The following is an 18720-nucleotide window of genomic DNA, read 5'->3' as shown; positions in this document are numbered from 1 at the left end:
AACGATTTCTAACTTTAAAGACATAGTGTAGTCTTTTTGGGTACGCTTAACATAGCGTGTTTCTTGTGCGGATTCCATAGGATACTTTTTTGTGTATCGCTATTTCAGGACTAGACATTTTTCCAATAAAAAATCCCAAAACTGAATTTAAGTTTTGGGATTTTTTTTTAATCTGACTAAGTACGTTTTTTAAAACTGACTGTTGTTTTTGAAAACTTCTTGATTCACATCGTCAATATAACTTAATAACTCTTCTTTTCCAGTAGATTCAGTTGCTGAAGTGACAAAATAATGAGGCATTTCGGCCCAGTTATTAGCGAACATTTTCTTTTTGTATGCTGCAATATGAGAGTCGATTTTTACTTTACTGATCTTATCAGCTTTGGTGAAAACGATACAAAAAGGAATTTCGCTTTCGCCCATATATGACATAAATTCGATATCGATAGTTTGAGCTTCATGACGAATATCAATCAAAACAAAAGCACAAACTAATTGCTCTCTAGTTTCAAAGTAATCAGTAATGAATTCTTGAAAAATAGATTTTGTCTTTTTGGAAACTTTAGCATAACCATAACCTGGTAAATCAACTAAGAACCAGTTGCTGTTGATTAAAAAATGATTAATCAATTGTGTTTTTCCGGGTCTTCCTGATGTTTTTGCTAATTTTTTATGGTTCGTTAGCATGTTTATCAAAGAGGATTTTCCAACATTTGATCGGCCTATAAAAGCGTATTCCGGCAAAAAGTCTTTGGGACATTTGGCTACATCGGAATTACTAATTATAAATTCGGCGGTATTAATTTTCATTTCTTTTAGGTATAAAATTCTTCTTTAAGATTAGTGTACTGCTAAATGGGTATGGTTGAGCCAATCCTCTAACAAACGATTAAACTCATCTGGATGTTCCATCATGGCAGCATGGCCACATTTGTCGATCCAATATAAAGTTGAATTAGGTAATAATTTATTAAATTCTTCGGCAACATCAGGTGGAGTAACTTTGTCATTTTTTCCCCAAATTATACACGTTTGAACATGCATTTTTGGTAAATCTTTTGCCATATTATGACGGATAGCACTTTTTGCAATTGTCAATGTTTTTATCAATTTTATTCTGTCATTTACGGATTCGTAAACTTCATCAATAAGTTCTTTGGTGGCTATTTTTGGATCGTAAAATACATCTTCAGCTTTTTTCTTGATATATTCATAGTCCCCTCTTTTTGGGTAACTATCACCCATTGCGCTTTCATAGAGTCCTGAACTTCCGGTTATTACGAGGCCTGCTACTTTTTCCGGATACATTTTGGTATGATATAAGGCGATGTGACCGCCCAACGAATTCCCTAATAATATAACCCTGTCGAGACCTTTGAAAGTTATAAAGTTTTTAACATAAATAGCAAAGCTTTTTACATTGGTTTTTAAAATATTTTGGGTATAAATTGGTAAATCAGGGATGATGATCTTGTAGCCTTTATTGGAAAAGTAACTGGCAACGGCGTCAAAGTTGCTTAGTCCGCCCATTAGGCCGTGTAAAATTACAATTGGGGTTCCTTCGCCAGCTTCATAATAACTGTATTTGCCTTCTTTTTTATAGTATTTTTCCATGTTTTTGAATCTGGATTTTCAATTTTGACAAATATAGGATTTAATAAATAAAAATGAATTTTTATAACAATTTTAATTATTAAATTCTAAGCCAAATATGAAAATAGGGGTCTTTTTTTTGTGCATTTACCTGCAATTTTAGGATTCTACTCTTTTTATTCCTATTGATTTTAGAAGATACTTCAGACTCTTTTAATCTTGTCTTTTTATATAACATTACCTTTCTTACAAATAAAAGAAATGGAACCTAATACTCTGATTCTCCAAAAATTAAGGGTTTTTATTTAAAAGTGGTTAAACTTATTAACAAAGTGGTATATAGTGGTAAAATGTGGTAATATTTTTTATATTTTTGCTCAACATCATTTAAACTTTTTACTTGGATACAATTATTGGAACATATGAATGTAAAGTTGATGCTAAAGGAAGGTTGCTGTTACCGGCGCCTTTAAAAAAGCAGTTGGCTTCTTCTCTTCAAAACGGGTTTGTTTTGAAGCGTTCCGTGTTTCAGTCATGTTTAGAGTTGTATCCTATGAAAGAGTGGGATTTGATGATGCAAAAAATCAACAAACTGAATCGATTTGTAAAGAAAAATAATGACTTTATCCGCAGGTTTACCGCTGGAGTAAAAGTGGTTGAGATAGATGCTTTAGGTCGGTTATTAGTACCTAAAGATTTAGTAATTTTTGCAAGTATTGCTAAGGAAGTTGTGTTTTCATCGGCAGTGAATATTGTTGAGATTTGGGATAAAGATTTATACGAAAAATCAATCAATGGTGAAGATGTTGATTTTGCGGATTTGGCAGAAGAAGTAATGGGAAATATAAATGACGACGACAATGGAATATCATAATCCGGTTTTGCTTCAGGCAACAGTAGATGGTTTAAATATTAAGCCAGACGGCATTTATGTAGATGTGACTTTTGGTGGTGGGGGGCATTCAAAAGAAATTTTGAAAAGACTGGGGCCAAACGGTAAATTATTTGCTTTTGATCAAGACGAAGATGCATTAGCGAATGCTTTGCCAGATGAAAGATTTACGCTTATCAATGAAAATTTCCGTTTCATAAAACGGTTTTTGCGTTTTTATGGCGTGAAAAGTGTTGACGGAATCTTAGCTGATTTAGGTGTGTCTTCCCATCAGTTTGATGTTGCTGAAAGAGGTTTCTCCACTCGTTTTGATGCTGGCTTAGATATGAGAATGAGTCAGAAAAATGATTTGAATGCGTATCGTGTTGTCAATGAATATGATGAAGCGAATTTAAAAAGAGTGTTCTTGGATTATGGTGAATTAAAAAATGCACCCGCTTTAGCAAAATCAATTATTGAAGCCAGAGAGGAGCAACCAATCAAAACAACAGATGAATTGAAAGCCGTTTTGGCGAAATTTTTACCTGAAAGAGTTAGAAATAAAATATTGGCTCAAATCTATCAAGCCATCCGAATTGAAGTGAACCAGGAAATGGATGTTTTGAAAGAATTCTTGGAACAATCCTTAGAAATATTAAATCCAGGCGGTAGATTAAGCGTGATTTCATACCATTCTTTGGAAGACCGATTAGTGAAAAGATTTATGAAAAATGGAATGTTTGAAGGGGAACCAGAACGCGACTTTTTCGGTAATTTTTCGGTTCCATTTAAAACTATCGGAAAATTAATTGTTCCGGATAACGCTGAAATAAAAGAAAATAATAGAGCAAGAAGTGCCAAATTAAGAATAGCTGAAAAGAGATAATTAGTTATGAAAAACGGAGTTTACAGCCTATTAAAAGCTAGATTTCTCATAGATGATGATGCTGTTAAAAACTGGCGATTCATTGTTTTTGTAATTATTTTGGCGATTGTTATGATTGCCAATACACAACGATTTGAGCAAAAAGTATTTATGATTGCCGATTTGACAAATCAGGTTAAAGAATTACGTTCGGAATTTGTGGACAGGCGTTCGGAATTGATGAAATTGAAAATGGAATCGACTGTTTCTGAAAAAATGGTTGAAAAACAAATTTTTCCGTCAACAGTTCCTCCAGTTAAAATCAAAGTTAAAAAAGAAGAAGAAAAAAGCTTCTTCAAAAAAATATGGCAGTAGAAGATAAATACATATCGTACAGAATTTATCTGGTTGCATTCGCTATCTTTTTGATGGCCATTGCGATTGCTGTAAAATTGACAAATATTCAATGGGTCGAGGGAGATTATTATAGAAAATTAGCCAAAGAAAGAACCGTTAGGAATTTTGTGATTCCTGCTAATAAAGGCAATATTTATTCTGCTGACGGGAGTCTTTTGGCGACTTCTATTCCTAATTATGAAATTAGATTTGATGCGGTTGCTCCAAAAGCAGAAGCATTCGAAAAAAATGTTAAGTCATTATCAGATTCCTTGGCTTTAGTTTTAGGAAAACCATCAAATTTTTTCCAAAACGAATTAAGAAAAGCCAGAGCAAACAAAAACAGGTATTATTTGATTGCTCGTAATTTAAGTTACACGCAATATTTTAAAATTAAAGGTTTTCCATTGTTTAAATTGGGAGCTTACAAAGGTGGAATTATAATTGAACAAGAAACTGTAAGAGAACATCCAATAGGAAAAATTGCAGAACGAACTGTTGGTTACGAAAGAACTTCTCATGGTGCATCACTCGATGGAAAAGGAATTGAATGGGCTTTTAGAAAATATCTGAACGGTAAAGACGGAAAAATTTTAAAACAAAAAATTGCAAAAGGACAGTGGAAACCGATACGGGATATTAATGAAGTTGATCCTCAAGATGGGTATGATGTGATATCTACAATTGATGTTTATATTCAGGATATTGCGCACCATGCTTTGCTAAAACAGTTAGAATTATATCAAGCAGATCACGGTTGTGTTGTGGTTATGGAAACAAGTACTGGTCATGTGAAAGCAATTTCGAATTTGGGAAGAGCAACAGACGGAACGTATTTTGAAACAACTAATTATGCTGTAGCCGAATCTCACGAGCCAGGTTCTACCTATAAATTAGCCGATTTAATGGCACTTCTTGAAGATAAAAAAGTAGATACAAGCGCCGTTTATGACAGCAATGGTGGAGTCGTTGTTTATTCAGGAAGAAAAGTTCGGGATTCACACGAAGGCGGTTATGGGAAAATTTCTTTAGCAAGAGGTTTTGAACTTTCGTCGAATACGGTTATGGTTCAAGCCGTTTATAATAGCTATAAAAATGAACCTTCAAAATTTGTAAATCACCTTAATAATTTTGGATTAAACAGACCTCTGGGACTTTCGATTAAAGGAGAAGGTCGTCCTTATGTTCCACAACCAAGTGATAAGCACTGGTCAAACATTTCACTTCCTTGGATGGCTTTTGGATATGGAGTTTCTATTACGCCAATGCAAACATTAACCTTTTATAATGCTGTTGCCAATAATGGAGAAATGGTTAAACCGCAGTTTGTTTCTGAAATCAAGGAGTGGAATAAAACAATAAAAAAATACGATAAAGAAGTTTTGAATCCTAAAGTATGTTCGCAAGAAACAATCAAAAAACTAAAAGCCGTTTTAGCGAATGTTGTAAAAAAGGGAACAGGTTCAAAACTCTATTCTAAAGATTTTTCGATGGCAGGAAAAACCGGAACAGCTGCCGCTAATTATGGTAAAGATGGTGGTTCCGGAAAATATTATATTTCCTCTTTTGTTGGTTATTTTCCAGCGGATCAACCTAAATATTCCTGTATAGTTGTGGTACATAAACCAAGTACAGCATTAAATAATTATTATGGAGCAGACGTGGCAGGTCCGGTTTTCAAACGTATTGCACAAAAGATTTTTACCGATGCGCCTTCAACTAATGAAATTAAAAATTTAGATAGAAAAATACAAAAGCAAGAGCGTAATTTCGATTCGTATTTTGTTAAGTCACAAAAGAAAGGGCAGCTAATTCCTAATGTAAAAGGAATGTCAGGAATGGATGCTGTACCCTTATTAGAAAATTTAGGTATAAAAGTAAAAGCTACTGGAGTTGGTAAAGTCAAAAAACAATCGCTTCAGGCCGGGCAAAACATAGTTAGAAACACAACAATTTTATTAGAATTATCGTGAAAATCTTAAAAGACATATTGTATAGGGTAGCTATTGAAGCGGTAAAGGGTCCGACAGATATTGTTATAAACAAAATGGATTTCGATTCTAGAAAAATCGAGGTCAATGATGTTTTTGTTGCTATTCGTGGTTCAATTTCTGATGGTCATGATTTTATAGAAAAAGCAATTCAGCAAGGGGCTGTAGCTATTATATGCGATACATTTCCGGAGAACATTGTAATAGGAATTACTTATGTTCAGGTGAAAAACACCAATTCAGCGGTAGCTTTTATGGCTGCAAATTATTTTGGAGATCCTTCTCAAAACTTGAAGTTAGTTGGAATTACAGGAACAAACGGTAAAACAACCATTGCTTCTTTATTATACCAATTATTTAAAAAAGCAGGTTTTAAAGTTGGATTGCTTTCTACAGTAAAAATTTTGGTTGACGATGTTGAATATAAAGCGACTCACACCACTCCAGATTCAATTACAATAAACCACTATCTCAAAGAAATGGTGAAGAACGGTGTTGAATATTGTTTTATGGAAGTGAGTTCTCATGGAATTCATCAAAAAAGAACAGAAGCATTGCATTTCGTAGGTGGTATTTTCACCAATTTGTCTCACGATCATTTGGATTACCATCCAACATTTGCAGAATATAGAGATGTAAAAAAATCATTTTTCGATAATTTGCCTAAAACGGCATTTGTATTGTCCAATATTGATGATAAAAATGGACCAGTGATGTTGCAAAATACTGCAGCAAAAAAACTGACTTATGCTTTAAAAACCTATGCGGATTATAAAGCGCAAATTCTGGAAAATCAATTATCAGGTTTACTATTGAAAATAAATGGAAATGAAGTTTGGGTAAAACTGATAGGAACATTTAATGCGTATAATTTATTGGCTATTTATGGAACTGCAGTTGAATTAGGATTGGAAAGTTTGGAAGTGCTTCGATTGTTATCCGATTTAGAAAGTGTTTCGGGACGTTTTCAATTTATTGTTTCGGCTACAAATATTACGGCAATTGTGGATTATGCGCATACACCAGATGCATTAGAAAATGTGCTAAAAACAATCAATGACATTCGCACAAAAAACGAACAGTTGATAACAGTTGTTGGTTGTGGTGGTAATAGAGATAAAACCAAACGCCCAATTATGGCTGGAATTGCATCTGATTTAAGTGACAAAGCAATTTTCACTTCGGATAATCCAAGAAATGAAGACCCGGAAGTCATTATTACTGAAATGGAGCAAGGTGTTGCACCTCAAAATTATAAAAAAACATTGACTATAACCGATAGAAAGCAGGCTATTAAAACTGCTTGCCAATTGGCTCAGCCAAATGATATTATTTTAATTGCTGGAAAAGGGCATGAGACATATCAGGAAATAAATGGCGTTCGTCATGATTTTGACGATATGAAAATAGTTAAAGAAATATTAGACCAACTTCATAAATAGAAAAATATGCTGTATTACTTATTTGAATATTTAGATAAAATATTAGACGTTCCTGGGACAGGCGTTTTTCAGTACATTACTTTTAGATCTGCATTGGCATTGATGCTTTCTTTGCTGTTATCTACGATTTATGGAAAAAGAATTATCAGTTTTCTGCAAAGACAACAAGTAGGGGAAACGGTTCGTGAACTTGGTTTGGCAGGTCAAAATGAAAAAGCTGGAACACCAACTATGGGTGGGTTAATTATCATATTTGCCACTTTGGTTCCTGTTTTACTTTTTGCAAAACTGCATAATATTTATATCGTTTTATTGATTGTGACCACACTTTGGATGGGAACGATTGGTTTTATAGATGATTATATTAAAATTTTCAAAAAAGATAAAGAGGGACTAAAAGGAATTTTTAAAGTCGTAGGACAAGTTGGTTTGGGTTTAATAGTTGGGACTGTTCTTTATTTTAGTCCTGCCGTGACTGTTAGAACTGATACGACGAAATCTGATATTTTTAAAGTGCAAACAGAAACGGTAATTACGCCAGCTCCAGTTGAAGAAAAATCTACGGCAACTACTATTCCTTTCTTTAAAAATAACGAATTTGATTATGCTGAATTATTAGCATGGACAGGTGAAGGATATGAAAAATGGGCTTGGTTGATTTTTATTCCAGTTGTTATTTTTATTATTACTGCAGTATCAAACGGTGCAAATTTAACGGATGGTATTGATGGGCTGGCTGCAGGAACTTCTGCTATATCAGTCCTCGCATTAGGCATATTTACGTTCGTTTCGGGAAATATTATTTTCTCCAATTACTTGAATATAATGTACATCCCTAGTTCAGGGGAAATGACGGTTTTTATAGCTGCTTTTGTGGGATCATTGATTGGATTTCTTTGGTATAATTCCTATCCGGCATCAGTTTTTATGGGAGATACGGGAAGTTTGACCATCGGCGGAATTATTGCAGTTCTGGCAATTGCTGTTCGAAAAGAAATGTTGATTCCATTATTATGCGGAATTTTTCTTGTCGAAAATCTATCCGTTGTTTTACAAGTAAGTTATTTTAAATATACCAAAAAACGCTTTGGCGAAGGCCGAAGAATATTCCTAATGTCACCTTTGCATCACCATTATCAGAAGAAAGGCTATCATGAAAGTAAGATTGTAACTCGTTTTTGGATTGTTGCTATAATGCTGGCCATATTATCAATTGTCACTTTAAAATTAAGATAATATGAGGCTAGTAATTTTAGGTGGAGGAGAAAGCGGAGTAGGAACTGCTATTCTGGGTAAGAAAAAAGGATATGATGTTTTTGTGTCTGATCTTGGAAAGATAAAAGGAAATTACAAAGAGGTTCTTATTATTAATGAAATAGCTTGGGAAGAAGAAAAGCACACGGAAGATTTGATTCTGAATGCTGATGTTGTGATGAAAAGTCCCGGTATTCCGGATAAATCTCCAATGATAAAAAAGCTTTTAGCAAAAGGTGTTTCAGTATTATCTGAAATTGAGTTTGCGGCTCCTTTTACAGATGCGACTATAATAGGTATTACCGGAAGCAATGGAAAGACCACCACTACGATGTTGACCCATCATTTGCTGAAATCAGCAGGATTAAATGTAGGAGTAGGAGGAAATATCGGCAAGAGTTTTGCTTGGCAAGTTGCTGAAAATAAATACGATTCGTATGTGCTTGAATTGAGTAGTTTTCAATTGGATGGGATTATGAATTTTAAGCCACATATTGCGATTATTACCAATATTAGTCCCGATCATTTAGATCGATACGATTACAAATATGAAAATTACATTGATTCAAAATTTAGAATTACAATGAATCAAACCGAGGATGATTACCTTATTTATGATGCAGACGATGAAGCCATTACAGAATGGTTTAAAACACACACAACCAAAGCCAAATTAATTCCTTTTTCATTGACAAAAACTTTCAGCGAAGGAGCTTATATAAAAAACAACAAAATGGAAATTTCAATCAATCAAGAAGAGTTTACAATGGACACAGCGCATATTGCCTTGGAAGGAAAACATAACATGAAAAACGCAATGGCAGCAACCTCTGTGGCAAAATTAATGCAAATTAGAAAAGCTACCATACGGGAGAGTTTATCTAATTTTCAAGGAGTGGAACATCGTCTTGAGAAAGTATTGAAAATTCTAAATGTACAATACATCAATGATTCAAAAGCTACCAATGTAAATGCTACTTTTTTCGCATTAGACAGCATGAATACCCCTACGGTTTGGATTGTGGGAGGTGTTGATAAAGGAAATGATTATAATGAATTGATGTCATTAGTCCGTGAAAAAGTAAAAGCTATTATTTGCCTTGGTGTGGACAACAAGAAAATAATTGATGTTTTTGGAAATGTGGTTGATATGATGATTGAAGTTTCTACTATGAATGATGCTGTGAGAATGGCGCAACGATTATCAGAAAAAGGCGATACGGTATTATTGTCGCCCGCCTGTGCTAGTTTTGATTTATTCGAAAACTATGAAGATAGAGGAAATCAATTTAAGCAAGCAGTTAAAAATTTATAAAAAAAAGGTGTTAGGTTCTTGTTGCTAAGTTTTAGCGCCAAAATCTAAAACCCAAAATCTAAAACCCAAAATGAAACAACTTGTTAACAGTTTAAAAGGAGATAAAGGAATTTGGTCATTTGTGGCCTTATTAGCCTTGTTCTCGTTTATGCCTGTTTTTAGTGCGAGTAGTAATTTGGCTTATATTGGCCAAGGGAACGGAAATACATTGGGTTATCTGGTAAAACATTTGGCACATATTTGTATTGGTTTCGCCATTATTTATTGGGTTCATAAAGTACCCTATCATTATTTTCGGGCTATTTCTAAAGTAGGATTGCCTGTTGTTTGGATATTATTGGCTTATACATTAATAAAGGGGACTGTTATCGCTGGTGCAAATGCGAGTCGGTGGATTCAAGTACCCTTCATTGGAATAACTTTCCAAACATCAACATTGGCATCCATAGTGTTGTTTATTTTCGTAGCGCGTTATTTATCAAAAACAAGAGAAAAACCAATTGAATTCAAGGCTTCGTTATGGGAGCTTTGGTTGCCGGTCTTTTTTACATTGATACTAATTTTGCCGGCTAATTTCTCCACAACCGCCTTGATTTTCTGTATGATATTGATGCTGACTTTTATTGGTAAATACCCATTAAAATATATTGGGATCATTATTGGTTCCGGAATTTTATTTCTCGCTTTTTTTGTTCTTCTTTCAAAAGCTTTTCCTGATTCTAGATTTTTTAGCAGAGTACATACTTGGGAAAGCAGGATCGAAAATTTTAGCACGGATAAACCGGATGAAGACGATTATCAGATAGAGAAAGCTAAAATTGCTATTGCATCTGGTAAAATTTATGGATTAGGTCCTGGTAAAAGTGTTCAGAAGAATTTCTTACCACAATCGTCTTCCGATTTTATTTATGCCATTATTGTTGAAGAATATGGACTTTTAGGAGGCTTAGGAGTGCTTACGTTATATTTATTATTGTTATTTCGATTTGTCATTGCTTCACATAAAGCCAATACATTGTTTGGGAAATTAGTGGTTATAGGATTAGGTTTTCCCATGATATTTCAGGCGATGACTAATATGGCGGTTGCAGTGGAATTATTACCCGTTACCGGACAAACATTGCCATTGATAAGCAGCGGAGGAAGTTCCATTTGGATGACCTGTTTTGCACTTGGAATTATCATTAGTGTAACTAAAAAAGAGGAAGAAATCGCCCAGGAATTAAAGGATGCTGCCAAAAGAGAAGAAGCACTTCAAAAATTAATCGATAGGGAATTAGAAGAGGAAGATCTGATCGAAGAAAATTATTCTATTGAGGATAAAGCAACTAATCCAATGCATGCAGTTTTAAATAAGTAGTTCGGTTTTCAGAAAAAAAGTCAATTAAAAAACTTAGGAACTCAGTAACTTTTATAAAAATGAAACAGTATAAATTCATATTAAGCGGTGGCGGAACAGGCGGACATATTTATCCGGCAATTGCAATTGCCAATGAATTAAAATCTCGTTTTCCTGATGCCGAAATTCTTTTTGTAGGTGCCAATAATAAAATGGAAATGCAAAAAGTACCCCAAGCAGGTTATAAAATCAAAGGACTTTGGATTGCAGGATTACAACGAAGACTGACATTTGACAATACGCTTTTTCCAATTAAATTGCTCTCCAGTTTGTTAAAATCCAGAACAATAATCGCAGCGTTCAAACCCGATGTGGTTATTGGAACAGGAGGTTTTGCAAGTGGTCCGTTATTACAGATAGCGGGGATTTCAGGCATTCCAACAGTAATTCAAGAGCAAAATTCCTATCCTGGAATTACTAATAAATTATTGAGTAAAAAAGCAAGCAAAATTTGTGTGGCTTACGAAAATCTGGAACGATTTTTTCCAAAAGGGAAAATGATTTTGACGGGGAATCCAGTGCGTCAGGATTTAATTGATATTGAAAGTAAAAGAACGCTAGCCATTCAGTATTTTAATCTAGACTCTAAAAAGAAAACATTATTAATTCTCGGAGGGAGCCTTGGAGCAAGAAGAGTCAATCAATTAATCGAAAAAGAATTGGGTAATATTCTTACTCAAAATGTTCAGGTGATTTGGCAATGCGGAAAATTATATTTGGAAGATTATAAAAAATATAATGCGCCCAATGTTCAAGTAGTCGATTTTATAGAAAGAATGGATTTAGTTTATGCGGCTGCAGATGTTATCATTTCTCGTGCGGGTGCGTCCTCTGTCTCGGAATTGTGTCTAGTTGGGAAACCGGTGATTTTTATTCCGTCACCTAATGTTGCTGAAGATCATCAAACTAAAAATGCACAGGCGATTGTAGATAAAAAAGGAGCTTTAATGCTTAAAGAATCGGAGCTGGATTCGCAATTTAGCCTTGTTTTTGAAGCGCTATTGAAAGATCAGGGAAAACAAAACCAGCTGAGTGAAAATATAAAACAATTGGCTATGCCAGAAGCAACAAAACAAATTGTTGATGAAATTGTGAAGTTGATTAAATAGAGAGAAAAAAGATAATAGAGCAAAGACTTAAAATAATATGAACTTAAATCAAATACATAACGTCTATTTTATAGGAATTGGAGGAATCGGCATGAGTAATCTGGCTCGTTATTTCAAGAATTTGGGAAAACAAGTTTCAGGTTACGATAAAACACCTTCAGCGCTTACCAATGAATTAATAGAAAGCGGAATTTCAATTCATTTTGAAGACAATATCGGTTTAATTCCAACAGATTTTTATGTAGAAAATACTTTGGTGATTATTACCCCAGCAGTTCCAAAATCGCATTCCGAGTGGAATTATTTTTTGGAAAGAGATTTTCAAGTCAAAAAAAGAGCAGAGGTTTTAGGGATAATTACAAAAGATACTTTTTGTTTTGCCGTAGCTGGAACACATGGAAAAACGACCACTTCAGGAATTTTAGGACATATTTTATATGAAAGTGGTGCTGATGTTACTGCTTTTATTGGAGGAATTGTAGAGAATTACAATTCGAATTTAATAGGAAGCGGAAAGACAATTACTGTTGTTGAAGCGGATGAATTTGACCGTTCGTTCTTGCATTTGCATCCTAATATTGCGTGTATTACATCAATGGATGCGGACCATTTGGATATTTATGGAACCAGTGAAGCAATAGAAGAATCTTTTATTGAATTTGCTTCTAAAGTTGAAGATAAGAGCAAGCTTTTTATAACGAAAGAATTGACATTAGAAGGTATTACATGTGCGGTAAATGACGATGCTGTTTTTAAAGTAATAAATGTTAGAATAGGAAATGCTAGTTATGTTTTTGACGTACAGACGCCAACTGAAATAATTAAAGATTTGCATTTTGGATTACCTGGAAAACACAATTTGATGAATGCATTAATGGCTATTGCAATGGCAAATATATTCGGCACCCCAACCGATGCCATTGCAAAAGCCATTGCATCATTTAAAGGAATAAAAAGAAGATTTTCGTACCAAATTAAAACAGATAAGTTAGTTTATATTGATGATTATGCACATCATCCAACGGAGATAAATGCAGTGCATCAAGCGGTTAGAGAATTATATCCAAACCAGAAAGTTTTGGCAATTTTTCAACCGCATTTATTCAGCAGAACGAGAGATTTTGCGGATAATTTTGCCAAAAGCTTGTCTGCTTTTGATGACGTTGTTCTATTAGATATTTATCCGGCGCGTGAATTGCCTATGGAAGGTGTAAATTCACAATGGTTGATGGATAAAATGACTAATAATCATAAAAAAATAGTCTCTAAGACTGATTTGATTGCATCAATTTTAGCAAGTGATGCTACCATTATTGTAACTATTGGAGCAGGAGATATTGGGGAATTAGTGCCATCCATTAAAAAAGCTATAAATGAAACTCTTTAATTGGACAAATATTCGATTATTACTGATGTTTGTGTTGGTGATTTTTCTATTTTCATTTACATCTAATCGAAATAAAAATAGAAAACTGACTAAATCTGTGATTATTTTTGTAGGAGATAACGCTCCTTTTGTTAAACAGGAAACGGTTAATAAATTGTTAATAGAAAATAATAGAGACGCCTCAAGCATTCAAAAAGTTGAATTAGATTTGAATAAGCTTGAAAGAACGTTGGATGAACAAGAAATGATTGAAAAATCAGATGTGTTTGTGAGTATTGACGGAGTGTTAAAAGCAGTAGTAAAACAAAAAACTCCTGTAGCAAGAGCTTTTGATGAAGGAGGTTCTTTTTATATTGATTACGAAGGGAATAGGATGCCATTGTCAACTAATTTTACAGCAAGAGTTCCACTTGTATCCGGGAGGGTAAATAAAAATAATAACGAAGATTTAGCCGATTTATTTCGAACAATTTATGACGATGCGTTTTTGAAAAAAAACATTATTGGAATTGAAATTATGCCGAATGGAAGCTTAATAATGCTCAATAGAAATTTCGATTATCAAATTGATTTTGGTAGAATGATAAATGTGGAGCGAAAATTTAAGAATTATAAAGCTTTTTTTCAAAAAGCAGTTTTAGATAGTTCCTTGTATAAATATAAAAAGATTGATCTCCGATTTACGGAACAAGTAGTTTGCACTAAATAATAGAGAATGGAAAAAGAGAATATTGCAGTAGGTCTAGATATTGGGACAACTAAAATAGTTGCCATGATAGGCAAGAAGAATGAATATGGGAAACTAGAAATTTTAGGGGTAGGAAAATCTAAAAGTTTAGGTGTGGCCAGAGGTGTTGTAAATAATATCACTCAAACCATTCAATCGATACAACAAGCGATACAAGAAGCCGAAAATAATTCAGGCTATAAAATAAAAGATGTAGTGGTGGGAATTGCGGGTCAACACATCCGTAGTATTCAGCATACCGATTATATAAGCAGAAACAATCCCGAGGAAGTAATTGGCGGGTATGATATTCAGCTTTTGATTGACCAAGTAAATAAATTGGCAATGTTACCTGGAGAAGAAATAATTCATGTTTTACCGCAAGAATTTAAAATTGACGGACAATCTGAAATTAAAGAGCCTATAGGAATGTATGGCGGAAGATTAGAGTCCAGTTTTCATGTTGTAGTGGGTCAAGCTTCATCAATACGTAATGTAGGCAGATGCATTCAAAGTTCAGGAATTGAATTGTCTGGATTAACTTTGGAACCATTAGCTTCGGCAGATGCTGTTTTGAGTCAGGAAGAAAAAGAAGCAGGAGTTGCACTTATCGATATAGGTGGTGGAACAACTGATTTAGCCATTTTCAAAGATGGGATTATTCGACATACTGCGGTAATTCCTTTTGGAGGGAATGTAATTACAGACGACATTAAAGAAGGATGTTCTATAATTGAAAAGCAAGCTGAATTATTGAAAGTTAAATTTGGATCAGCTTGGCCAGGGGAAAATAAAGACAATGAGATTGTTTCTATTCCGGGATTAAGAGGTAGAGAACCTAAAGAGATTTCTTTGAAAAATTTATCTAAAATTATTCATGCTCGAGTTGTTGAAATTATTGACCAAGTTTTTACGGAAGTGAAAGCATACGGACATGAAGATCCTCGAAAAAAACTAATTGCAGGAATTGTACTTACTGGTGGTGGTGCGCAATTGAAACACATTAAACAGTTAGTGGAATATATTACAGGAATGGATACTAGAATAGGTTATCCAAACGAACATTTGGCTGGAAATTCAGATGAGGAGATTTCAAGTCCTTTATATGCTACTGCAGTAGGATTGGTTATGAACAGCATTGAAAATAACACTCAAAGTGCAGTAAGAATGGATGTAATTGAACAGCCAAAAGCAGCAGTTTACAGACAGCCAATAGTGCAAGCGCCAGTTATTGAGGTTTCTGAAGAGGAAGTCGAAGAAGAGGTACGAAACACAAATGAAAAACAGAATTCGACAGTGAACAGAATTCAGAGGAACTTTTTCGACCGTTATGTGGATAAGATTAAGGATTTCTTAGATAATGCAGAATAAGGGCAGTGCCCAAAAAACACAATAAATAATAAATATCAAAAACCAAATAAAATGATGAGCAACTCAGAATTTGGAAGTATTTCATTTGATTTACCAAAAAACCAATCAAATGTAATAAAAGTTATTGGTGTTGGTGGAGGCGGAAGTAACGCTATAAATCACATGTTTAAACAAGGAATCAAAGGCGTAGACTTTATCGTGTGTAATACGGATTCTCAGGCCTTACAAAGCAGTTCTGTGCCTAATAAAATACAGTTAGGAGTACATTTAACTGAAGGACTTGGTGCTGGAGCAAACCCAGATGTAGGACAACAATCCGCTATTGAAAGTATTTCCGAGATTGAAAAAATGTTGGATCGCAATACTAAAATGGTATTCATCACTGCTGGAATGGGTGGTGGAACTGGAACAGGAGCTGCACCAGTAATTGCACAATTGGCTAAAGAAAGAGACATTCTTACTGTAGGAATTGTGACATTACCTTTCTTGTTTGAAGGGAAAGTGCGTCAGGAACAAGCATTAATTGGTATAGAAAAGTTACGCAAACAAGTCGACTCTTTAATTGTTATCAATAATAATAAATTAAGAGAAGTATATGGGAATCTTGGTTTCAAAGCGGGGTTTTCAAAAGCAGACGAAGTTTTGGCAACAGCCTCAAGAGGAATTGCTGAAGTGATCACGCACCACTATACTCAAAATATCGATTTAAGAGATGCCAAAACAGTATTGTTTAATAGCGGAACGGCTATTATGGGGTCTTCTGTTTCTTCAGGTGAGAATAGAGCTAAGGAAGCTATTGTTTCTGCTTTAGATTCACCTTTGTTAAATGATAATAAAATCACTGGTGCCAAAAACGTATTGTTGCTTATCGTTTCTGGAACTAATGAAATTACAATTGACGAAATTGGAGAAATCAATGATCATATTCAAGTTGAAGCAGGTCATAATGCTAATATTATCATGGGGGTTGGTGAAGACGAGTCCCTTGGAGATGCAATTGCAGTAACCATAATCGCTACTGGTTTTGATATCGAACAACAAAATGGAATTGTAAATACGGAACCTAAAAAAATAATTCACACACTAGAAGACGAACAAAGAAGTGTACACAACTTAAGTAGTAAGACGGTTGCTGGATTTGATTTGAATACGGAATCAGCACCGGTTACTAACTCAAACGAAAGAATTGTTTTTGATTTAGTAGAAGATGTAGTGATTGCACCTGAGCCAGTGGGTACAGCGCCAACAATCAATAAAGAAGAGTTAATGGTTATGTCTGAATTTATTAAAAATTTAGATGTGACTTTCGAAATCGTTTCTCCTATCACAGATATTGATTTCACAATTACTTCACCTGTAGTCGAAGTAAAAGTAGTGCAACCAAAAGTAATTGAAAGACTGGAACAAACTACTTTCTCTTTTGATTTGCCACTTTTCAAAACAGAGCCAGTAGCTCAAGTGGAGGAAAACAAAGTTTTATTTGAACTAACGAATGAAACTCGTGATATAAAAGTAAATGAAGCAGTTCAGTTTGTTCCGGTAACAGAATTGGCTGATAACGGAATTATCAAATATTCTCTTGAAGAATATATGGAGCCTGAGAATGATTTCATGGCTAAGCCAGTTGCAAAAACTCCAGAAGTTGTTATTCCGGCTGAGTTGAATATTACCATGAAACAAGTTAATGCATTAGTAATTACTTCTGTAGACTTGGATAACATTTCTCCAATGGAAATGACCATCGAAGAATCATTGCGAATGAGAGCTGATGAAAGAAGAAAAAAATTAAAAGAATTCAATTATAAGTTTCATAACAATGTTTCTAAAATTGATGAGTATGAAAAAGAGCCTGCTTACAAAAGATTAGGAATTGACATTTCAAACAATCAAACTAATAATATAAATTCGAGAATTTCTGTTGGAACAGACAGCAACAACGATCTACAGTTGCGTTCTAATAACTCGTATTTGCATGACAATGTAGATTAACTAACTCAAACCAAAATGAAACAGCCCGAAAATTCAATTTAATTTTCGGGTTATTTTTTTGTCTAGCGAGAAGAAAGCAATCTATTGTTAATTCCAGTAAATTTCTTTAAATTTGTCGGGCCTTATCCAGCTGTTGTTTCAAGCTTTTTCACGAAGATGCTTTTTTCTAAGTCCTTAAAAGAGCTTCTAAAGTCGCTTTTTAAGTTCAAGTAAAAATGCATTTTCTCTTAAAAGGCTTTTTACTCCCATCTGGGGCATTTAAAAAGTAATCAGTTTGCAGTTTCAGTTTTTAGATTGAAAGGCAAATTTAAAATTAAATAATAGTATGAGTTTATCAGTACAAATCATGGACGAAATGAAAACCGCCATGAGAGCCAAAGATACCGTTGCATTAGAAGCTTTAAGAGCTATAAAATCCGAAATCCTACTAGCTCAAACAGCAACAGGATCTAAAGAAGAAATAACTGAAGACGACGAGGTTAAATTACTTCAGAGATTAGTAAAAACACGTAAGGAAAGCGCTAGAATTTTTACAGAACAAAACCGTTTGGATTTGGCTGAACCAGAATTAGCTCAAATTGCAGTAATCGAAAAATTCTTACCAACACAATTAAGTGAAGCAGAAGTAGAAGCAGTGATCGCAAAAATTATCTCCGAAACTGGAGCTGCAGGAATTGCTTCGATGGGTAAAGTTATGGGATTGGCTGCTGCACAATTAGGTGGAACTGCCGAAGGAAAAACCATTTCTACACTAGTTAAAAAATTATTGACTTAAAATATTTATAAATTTAGATTTAGGAATTGGGATTTCACAAATCCTAAATCTGAATTCAAATGACTGCGTAGTTCAACTGGATAGAATATCAGATTTCGACTCTGAGGGTTGCAGGTTCGAACCCTGCCGTGGTCACTGAAGAAAAAAAAGAAAGACACTATTATTTCGGCAAGTAGCGCGAATTCTAGTGTCTTTCGGCTTTTAGAGAATTATAAAAAAATTGAAATACATGCAAA

16 protein-coding genes and 1 tRNA gene are annotated in these 18720 nt (G+C 34.2%); 15 read left to right on the top strand and 2 right to left on the bottom strand.

What is annotated here, in order from left to right; genetic code table 11:
* Positions 1 to 189: 189 nt before the first annotated feature.
* Together yihA and ACM55G_RS14865 are read right to left on the bottom strand one after the other, a co-directional pair.
* The gene (yihA, locus tag ACM55G_RS14870; protein ID WP_416844731.1) at positions 190 to 810 is read right to left on the bottom strand and encodes a ribosome biogenesis GTP-binding protein YihA/YsxC; all 621 of its coding nucleotides are present in this window, start codon (positions 808 to 810) and stop codon (positions 190 to 192) included.
* 30 nt (positions 811 to 840) lie between these two features.
* Entirely contained in the window at positions 841 to 1614 is a 774-nt protein-coding gene (locus tag ACM55G_RS14865; protein WP_416844730.1) for an alpha/beta fold hydrolase, read from the bottom strand.
* A 379-nt stretch (positions 1615 to 1993) separates the two neighbouring features.
* Here ACM55G_RS14865 and mraZ point away from each other — a divergent pair, with 379 nt between their 5' ends.
* The 15 genes from mraZ to ACM55G_RS14790 all read left to right on the top strand — a co-directional run bounded on the left by mraZ (position 1994) and on the right by ACM55G_RS14790 (position 18619).
* Positions 1994 to 2467, top strand: a complete 474-nt coding sequence (gene mraZ, locus ACM55G_RS14860; protein ID WP_416844729.1) for a division/cell wall cluster transcriptional repressor MraZ — start codon at positions 1994 to 1996, stop codon at positions 2465 to 2467.
* The gene (gene rsmH / locus ACM55G_RS14855) at positions 2442 to 3350 is read left to right on the top strand and encodes a 16S rRNA (cytosine(1402)-N(4))-methyltransferase RsmH (protein ID WP_416844728.1); all 909 of its coding nucleotides are present in this window, start codon (positions 2442 to 2444) and stop codon (positions 3348 to 3350) included. Before mraZ ends, rsmH begins: the two co-directional genes overlap by 26 nt.
* Before the next feature lie 6 nt (positions 3351 to 3356).
* Positions 3357 to 3704, top strand: a complete 348-nt coding sequence (locus ACM55G_RS14850; protein ID WP_416844727.1) for an FtsL-like putative cell division protein — start codon at positions 3357 to 3359, stop codon at positions 3702 to 3704.
* Positions 3695 to 5698 (top strand): penicillin-binding protein, encoded by a 2004-nt coding sequence (locus tag ACM55G_RS14845; RefSeq protein WP_416844726.1) that lies wholly within the window; start codon positions 3695 to 3697, stop codon positions 5696 to 5698. Before ACM55G_RS14850 ends, ACM55G_RS14845 begins: the two co-directional genes overlap by 10 nt.
* On the top strand, positions 5695 to 7158 hold the full coding sequence (locus tag ACM55G_RS14840) for a UDP-N-acetylmuramoyl-L-alanyl-D-glutamate--2,6-diaminopimelate ligase (RefSeq protein ID WP_416844725.1): 1464 nt from the start codon (positions 5695 to 5697) through the stop codon (positions 7156 to 7158). The genes ACM55G_RS14845 and ACM55G_RS14840 overlap by 4 nt, the downstream gene beginning before the upstream one ends.
* 6 nt (positions 7159 to 7164) lie before the next feature.
* The gene (gene mraY / locus ACM55G_RS14835; protein ID WP_416844724.1) at positions 7165 to 8394 is read left to right on the top strand and encodes a phospho-N-acetylmuramoyl-pentapeptide-transferase; all 1230 of its coding nucleotides are present in this window, start codon (positions 7165 to 7167) and stop codon (positions 8392 to 8394) included.
* A gap of 1 nt (position 8395) precedes the next feature.
* Complete coding sequence (murD, locus tag ACM55G_RS14830; RefSeq protein WP_416844723.1) at positions 8396 to 9727, top strand: UDP-N-acetylmuramoyl-L-alanine--D-glutamate ligase; 1332 nt, start codon at positions 8396 to 8398, stop codon at positions 9725 to 9727.
* A 70-nt stretch (positions 9728 to 9797) separates the two neighbouring features.
* Complete coding sequence (locus tag ACM55G_RS14825; protein ID WP_416844722.1) at positions 9798 to 11087, top strand: FtsW/RodA/SpoVE family cell cycle protein; 1290 nt, start codon at positions 9798 to 9800, stop codon at positions 11085 to 11087.
* A gap of 59 nt (positions 11088 to 11146) precedes the next feature.
* Positions 11147 to 12235: an undecaprenyldiphospho-muramoylpentapeptide beta-N-acetylglucosaminyltransferase gene (gene murG, locus ACM55G_RS14820; protein ID WP_416844721.1), complete on the top strand. Its 1089-nt coding sequence runs from the start codon at positions 11147 to 11149 to the stop codon at positions 12233 to 12235.
* Between the two features lie 37 nt (positions 12236 to 12272).
* Positions 12273 to 13622, top strand: coding sequence for a UDP-N-acetylmuramate--L-alanine ligase (murC, locus tag ACM55G_RS14815; protein ID WP_416844720.1), 1350 nt, complete (start codon positions 12273 to 12275; stop codon positions 13620 to 13622).
* Positions 13609 to 14331, top strand: coding sequence for a cell division protein FtsQ/DivIB (locus ACM55G_RS14810; protein ID WP_416844719.1), 723 nt, complete (start codon positions 13609 to 13611; stop codon positions 14329 to 14331). Before murC ends, ACM55G_RS14810 begins: the two co-directional genes overlap by 14 nt.
* Before the next feature lie 6 nt (positions 14332 to 14337).
* Entirely contained in the window at positions 14338 to 15720 is a 1383-nt protein-coding gene (gene ftsA / locus ACM55G_RS14805) for a cell division protein FtsA (RefSeq protein WP_416844718.1), read from the top strand.
* Between the two features lie 51 nt (positions 15721 to 15771).
* A complete protein-coding gene (gene ftsZ, locus ACM55G_RS14800) occupies positions 15772 to 17709 on the top strand; it encodes a cell division protein FtsZ (protein ID WP_416844717.1) in 1938 nt (645 codons plus the stop codon).
* A gap of 325 nt (positions 17710 to 18034) precedes the next feature.
* A complete protein-coding gene (locus ACM55G_RS14795) occupies positions 18035 to 18484 on the top strand; it encodes a GatB/YqeY domain-containing protein (protein WP_416844716.1) in 450 nt (149 codons plus the stop codon).
* Positions 18485 to 18545: 61 nt separating this feature from the next.
* A tRNA-Arg gene (locus ACM55G_RS14790) sits at positions 18546 to 18619 on the top strand.
* The last annotated feature ends 101 nt before the right edge of the window (positions 18620 to 18720 follow it).

Source organism: Flavobacterium algoriphilum (assembly GCF_048158655.1).
Lineage (GTDB): Bacteria > Bacteroidota > Bacteroidia > Flavobacteriales > Flavobacteriaceae > Flavobacterium > Flavobacterium algoriphilum.
This window is presented reverse-complemented; position numbering and strand designations above follow the sequence as displayed.

What these genes read in the sequence shown, in the direction of transcription:
- ACM55G_RS14825 (WP_416844722.1), top strand. Translation starts at nt 9,798, where the DNA reads ATGAAACAACTTGTTAACAGTTTAAAAGGAGATAAAGGAATTTGGTCA.
- ftsZ (WP_416844717.1), top strand. Translation starts at nt 15,772, where the DNA reads ATGATGAGCAACTCAGAATTTGGAAGTATTTCATTTGATTTACCAAAA.
- rsmH (WP_416844728.1), top strand. Translation starts at nt 2,442, where the DNA reads ATGACGACGACAATGGAATATCATAATCCGGTTTTGCTTCAGGCAACA.
- ACM55G_RS14865 (WP_416844730.1), bottom strand. Translation starts at nt 1,614, where the DNA reads ATGGAAAAATACTATAAAAAAGAAGGCAAATACAGTTATTATGAAGCT.
- murC (WP_416844720.1), top strand. Translation starts at nt 12,273, where the DNA reads ATGAACTTAAATCAAATACATAACGTCTATTTTATAGGAATTGGAGGA.
- ACM55G_RS14810 (WP_416844719.1), top strand. Translation starts at nt 13,609, where the DNA reads ATGAAACTCTTTAATTGGACAAATATTCGATTATTACTGATGTTTGTG.
- yihA (WP_416844731.1), bottom strand. Translation starts at nt 810, where the DNA reads ATGAAAATTAATACCGCCGAATTTATAATTAGTAATTCCGATGTAGCC.
- murG (WP_416844721.1), top strand. Translation starts at nt 11,147, where the DNA reads ATGAAACAGTATAAATTCATATTAAGCGGTGGCGGAACAGGCGGACAT.
- murD (WP_416844723.1), top strand. Translation starts at nt 8,396, where the DNA reads ATGAGGCTAGTAATTTTAGGTGGAGGAGAAAGCGGAGTAGGAACTGCT.
- ftsA (WP_416844718.1), top strand. Translation starts at nt 14,338, where the DNA reads ATGGAAAAAGAGAATATTGCAGTAGGTCTAGATATTGGGACAACTAAA.
- ACM55G_RS14845 (WP_416844726.1), top strand. Translation starts at nt 3,695, where the DNA reads ATGGCAGTAGAAGATAAATACATATCGTACAGAATTTATCTGGTTGCA.
- ACM55G_RS14850 (WP_416844727.1), top strand. Translation starts at nt 3,357, where the DNA reads ATGAAAAACGGAGTTTACAGCCTATTAAAAGCTAGATTTCTCATAGAT.
- mraY (WP_416844724.1), top strand. Translation starts at nt 7,165, where the DNA reads ATGCTGTATTACTTATTTGAATATTTAGATAAAATATTAGACGTTCCT.
- ACM55G_RS14795 (WP_416844716.1), top strand. Translation starts at nt 18,035, where the DNA reads ATGAGTTTATCAGTACAAATCATGGACGAAATGAAAACCGCCATGAGA.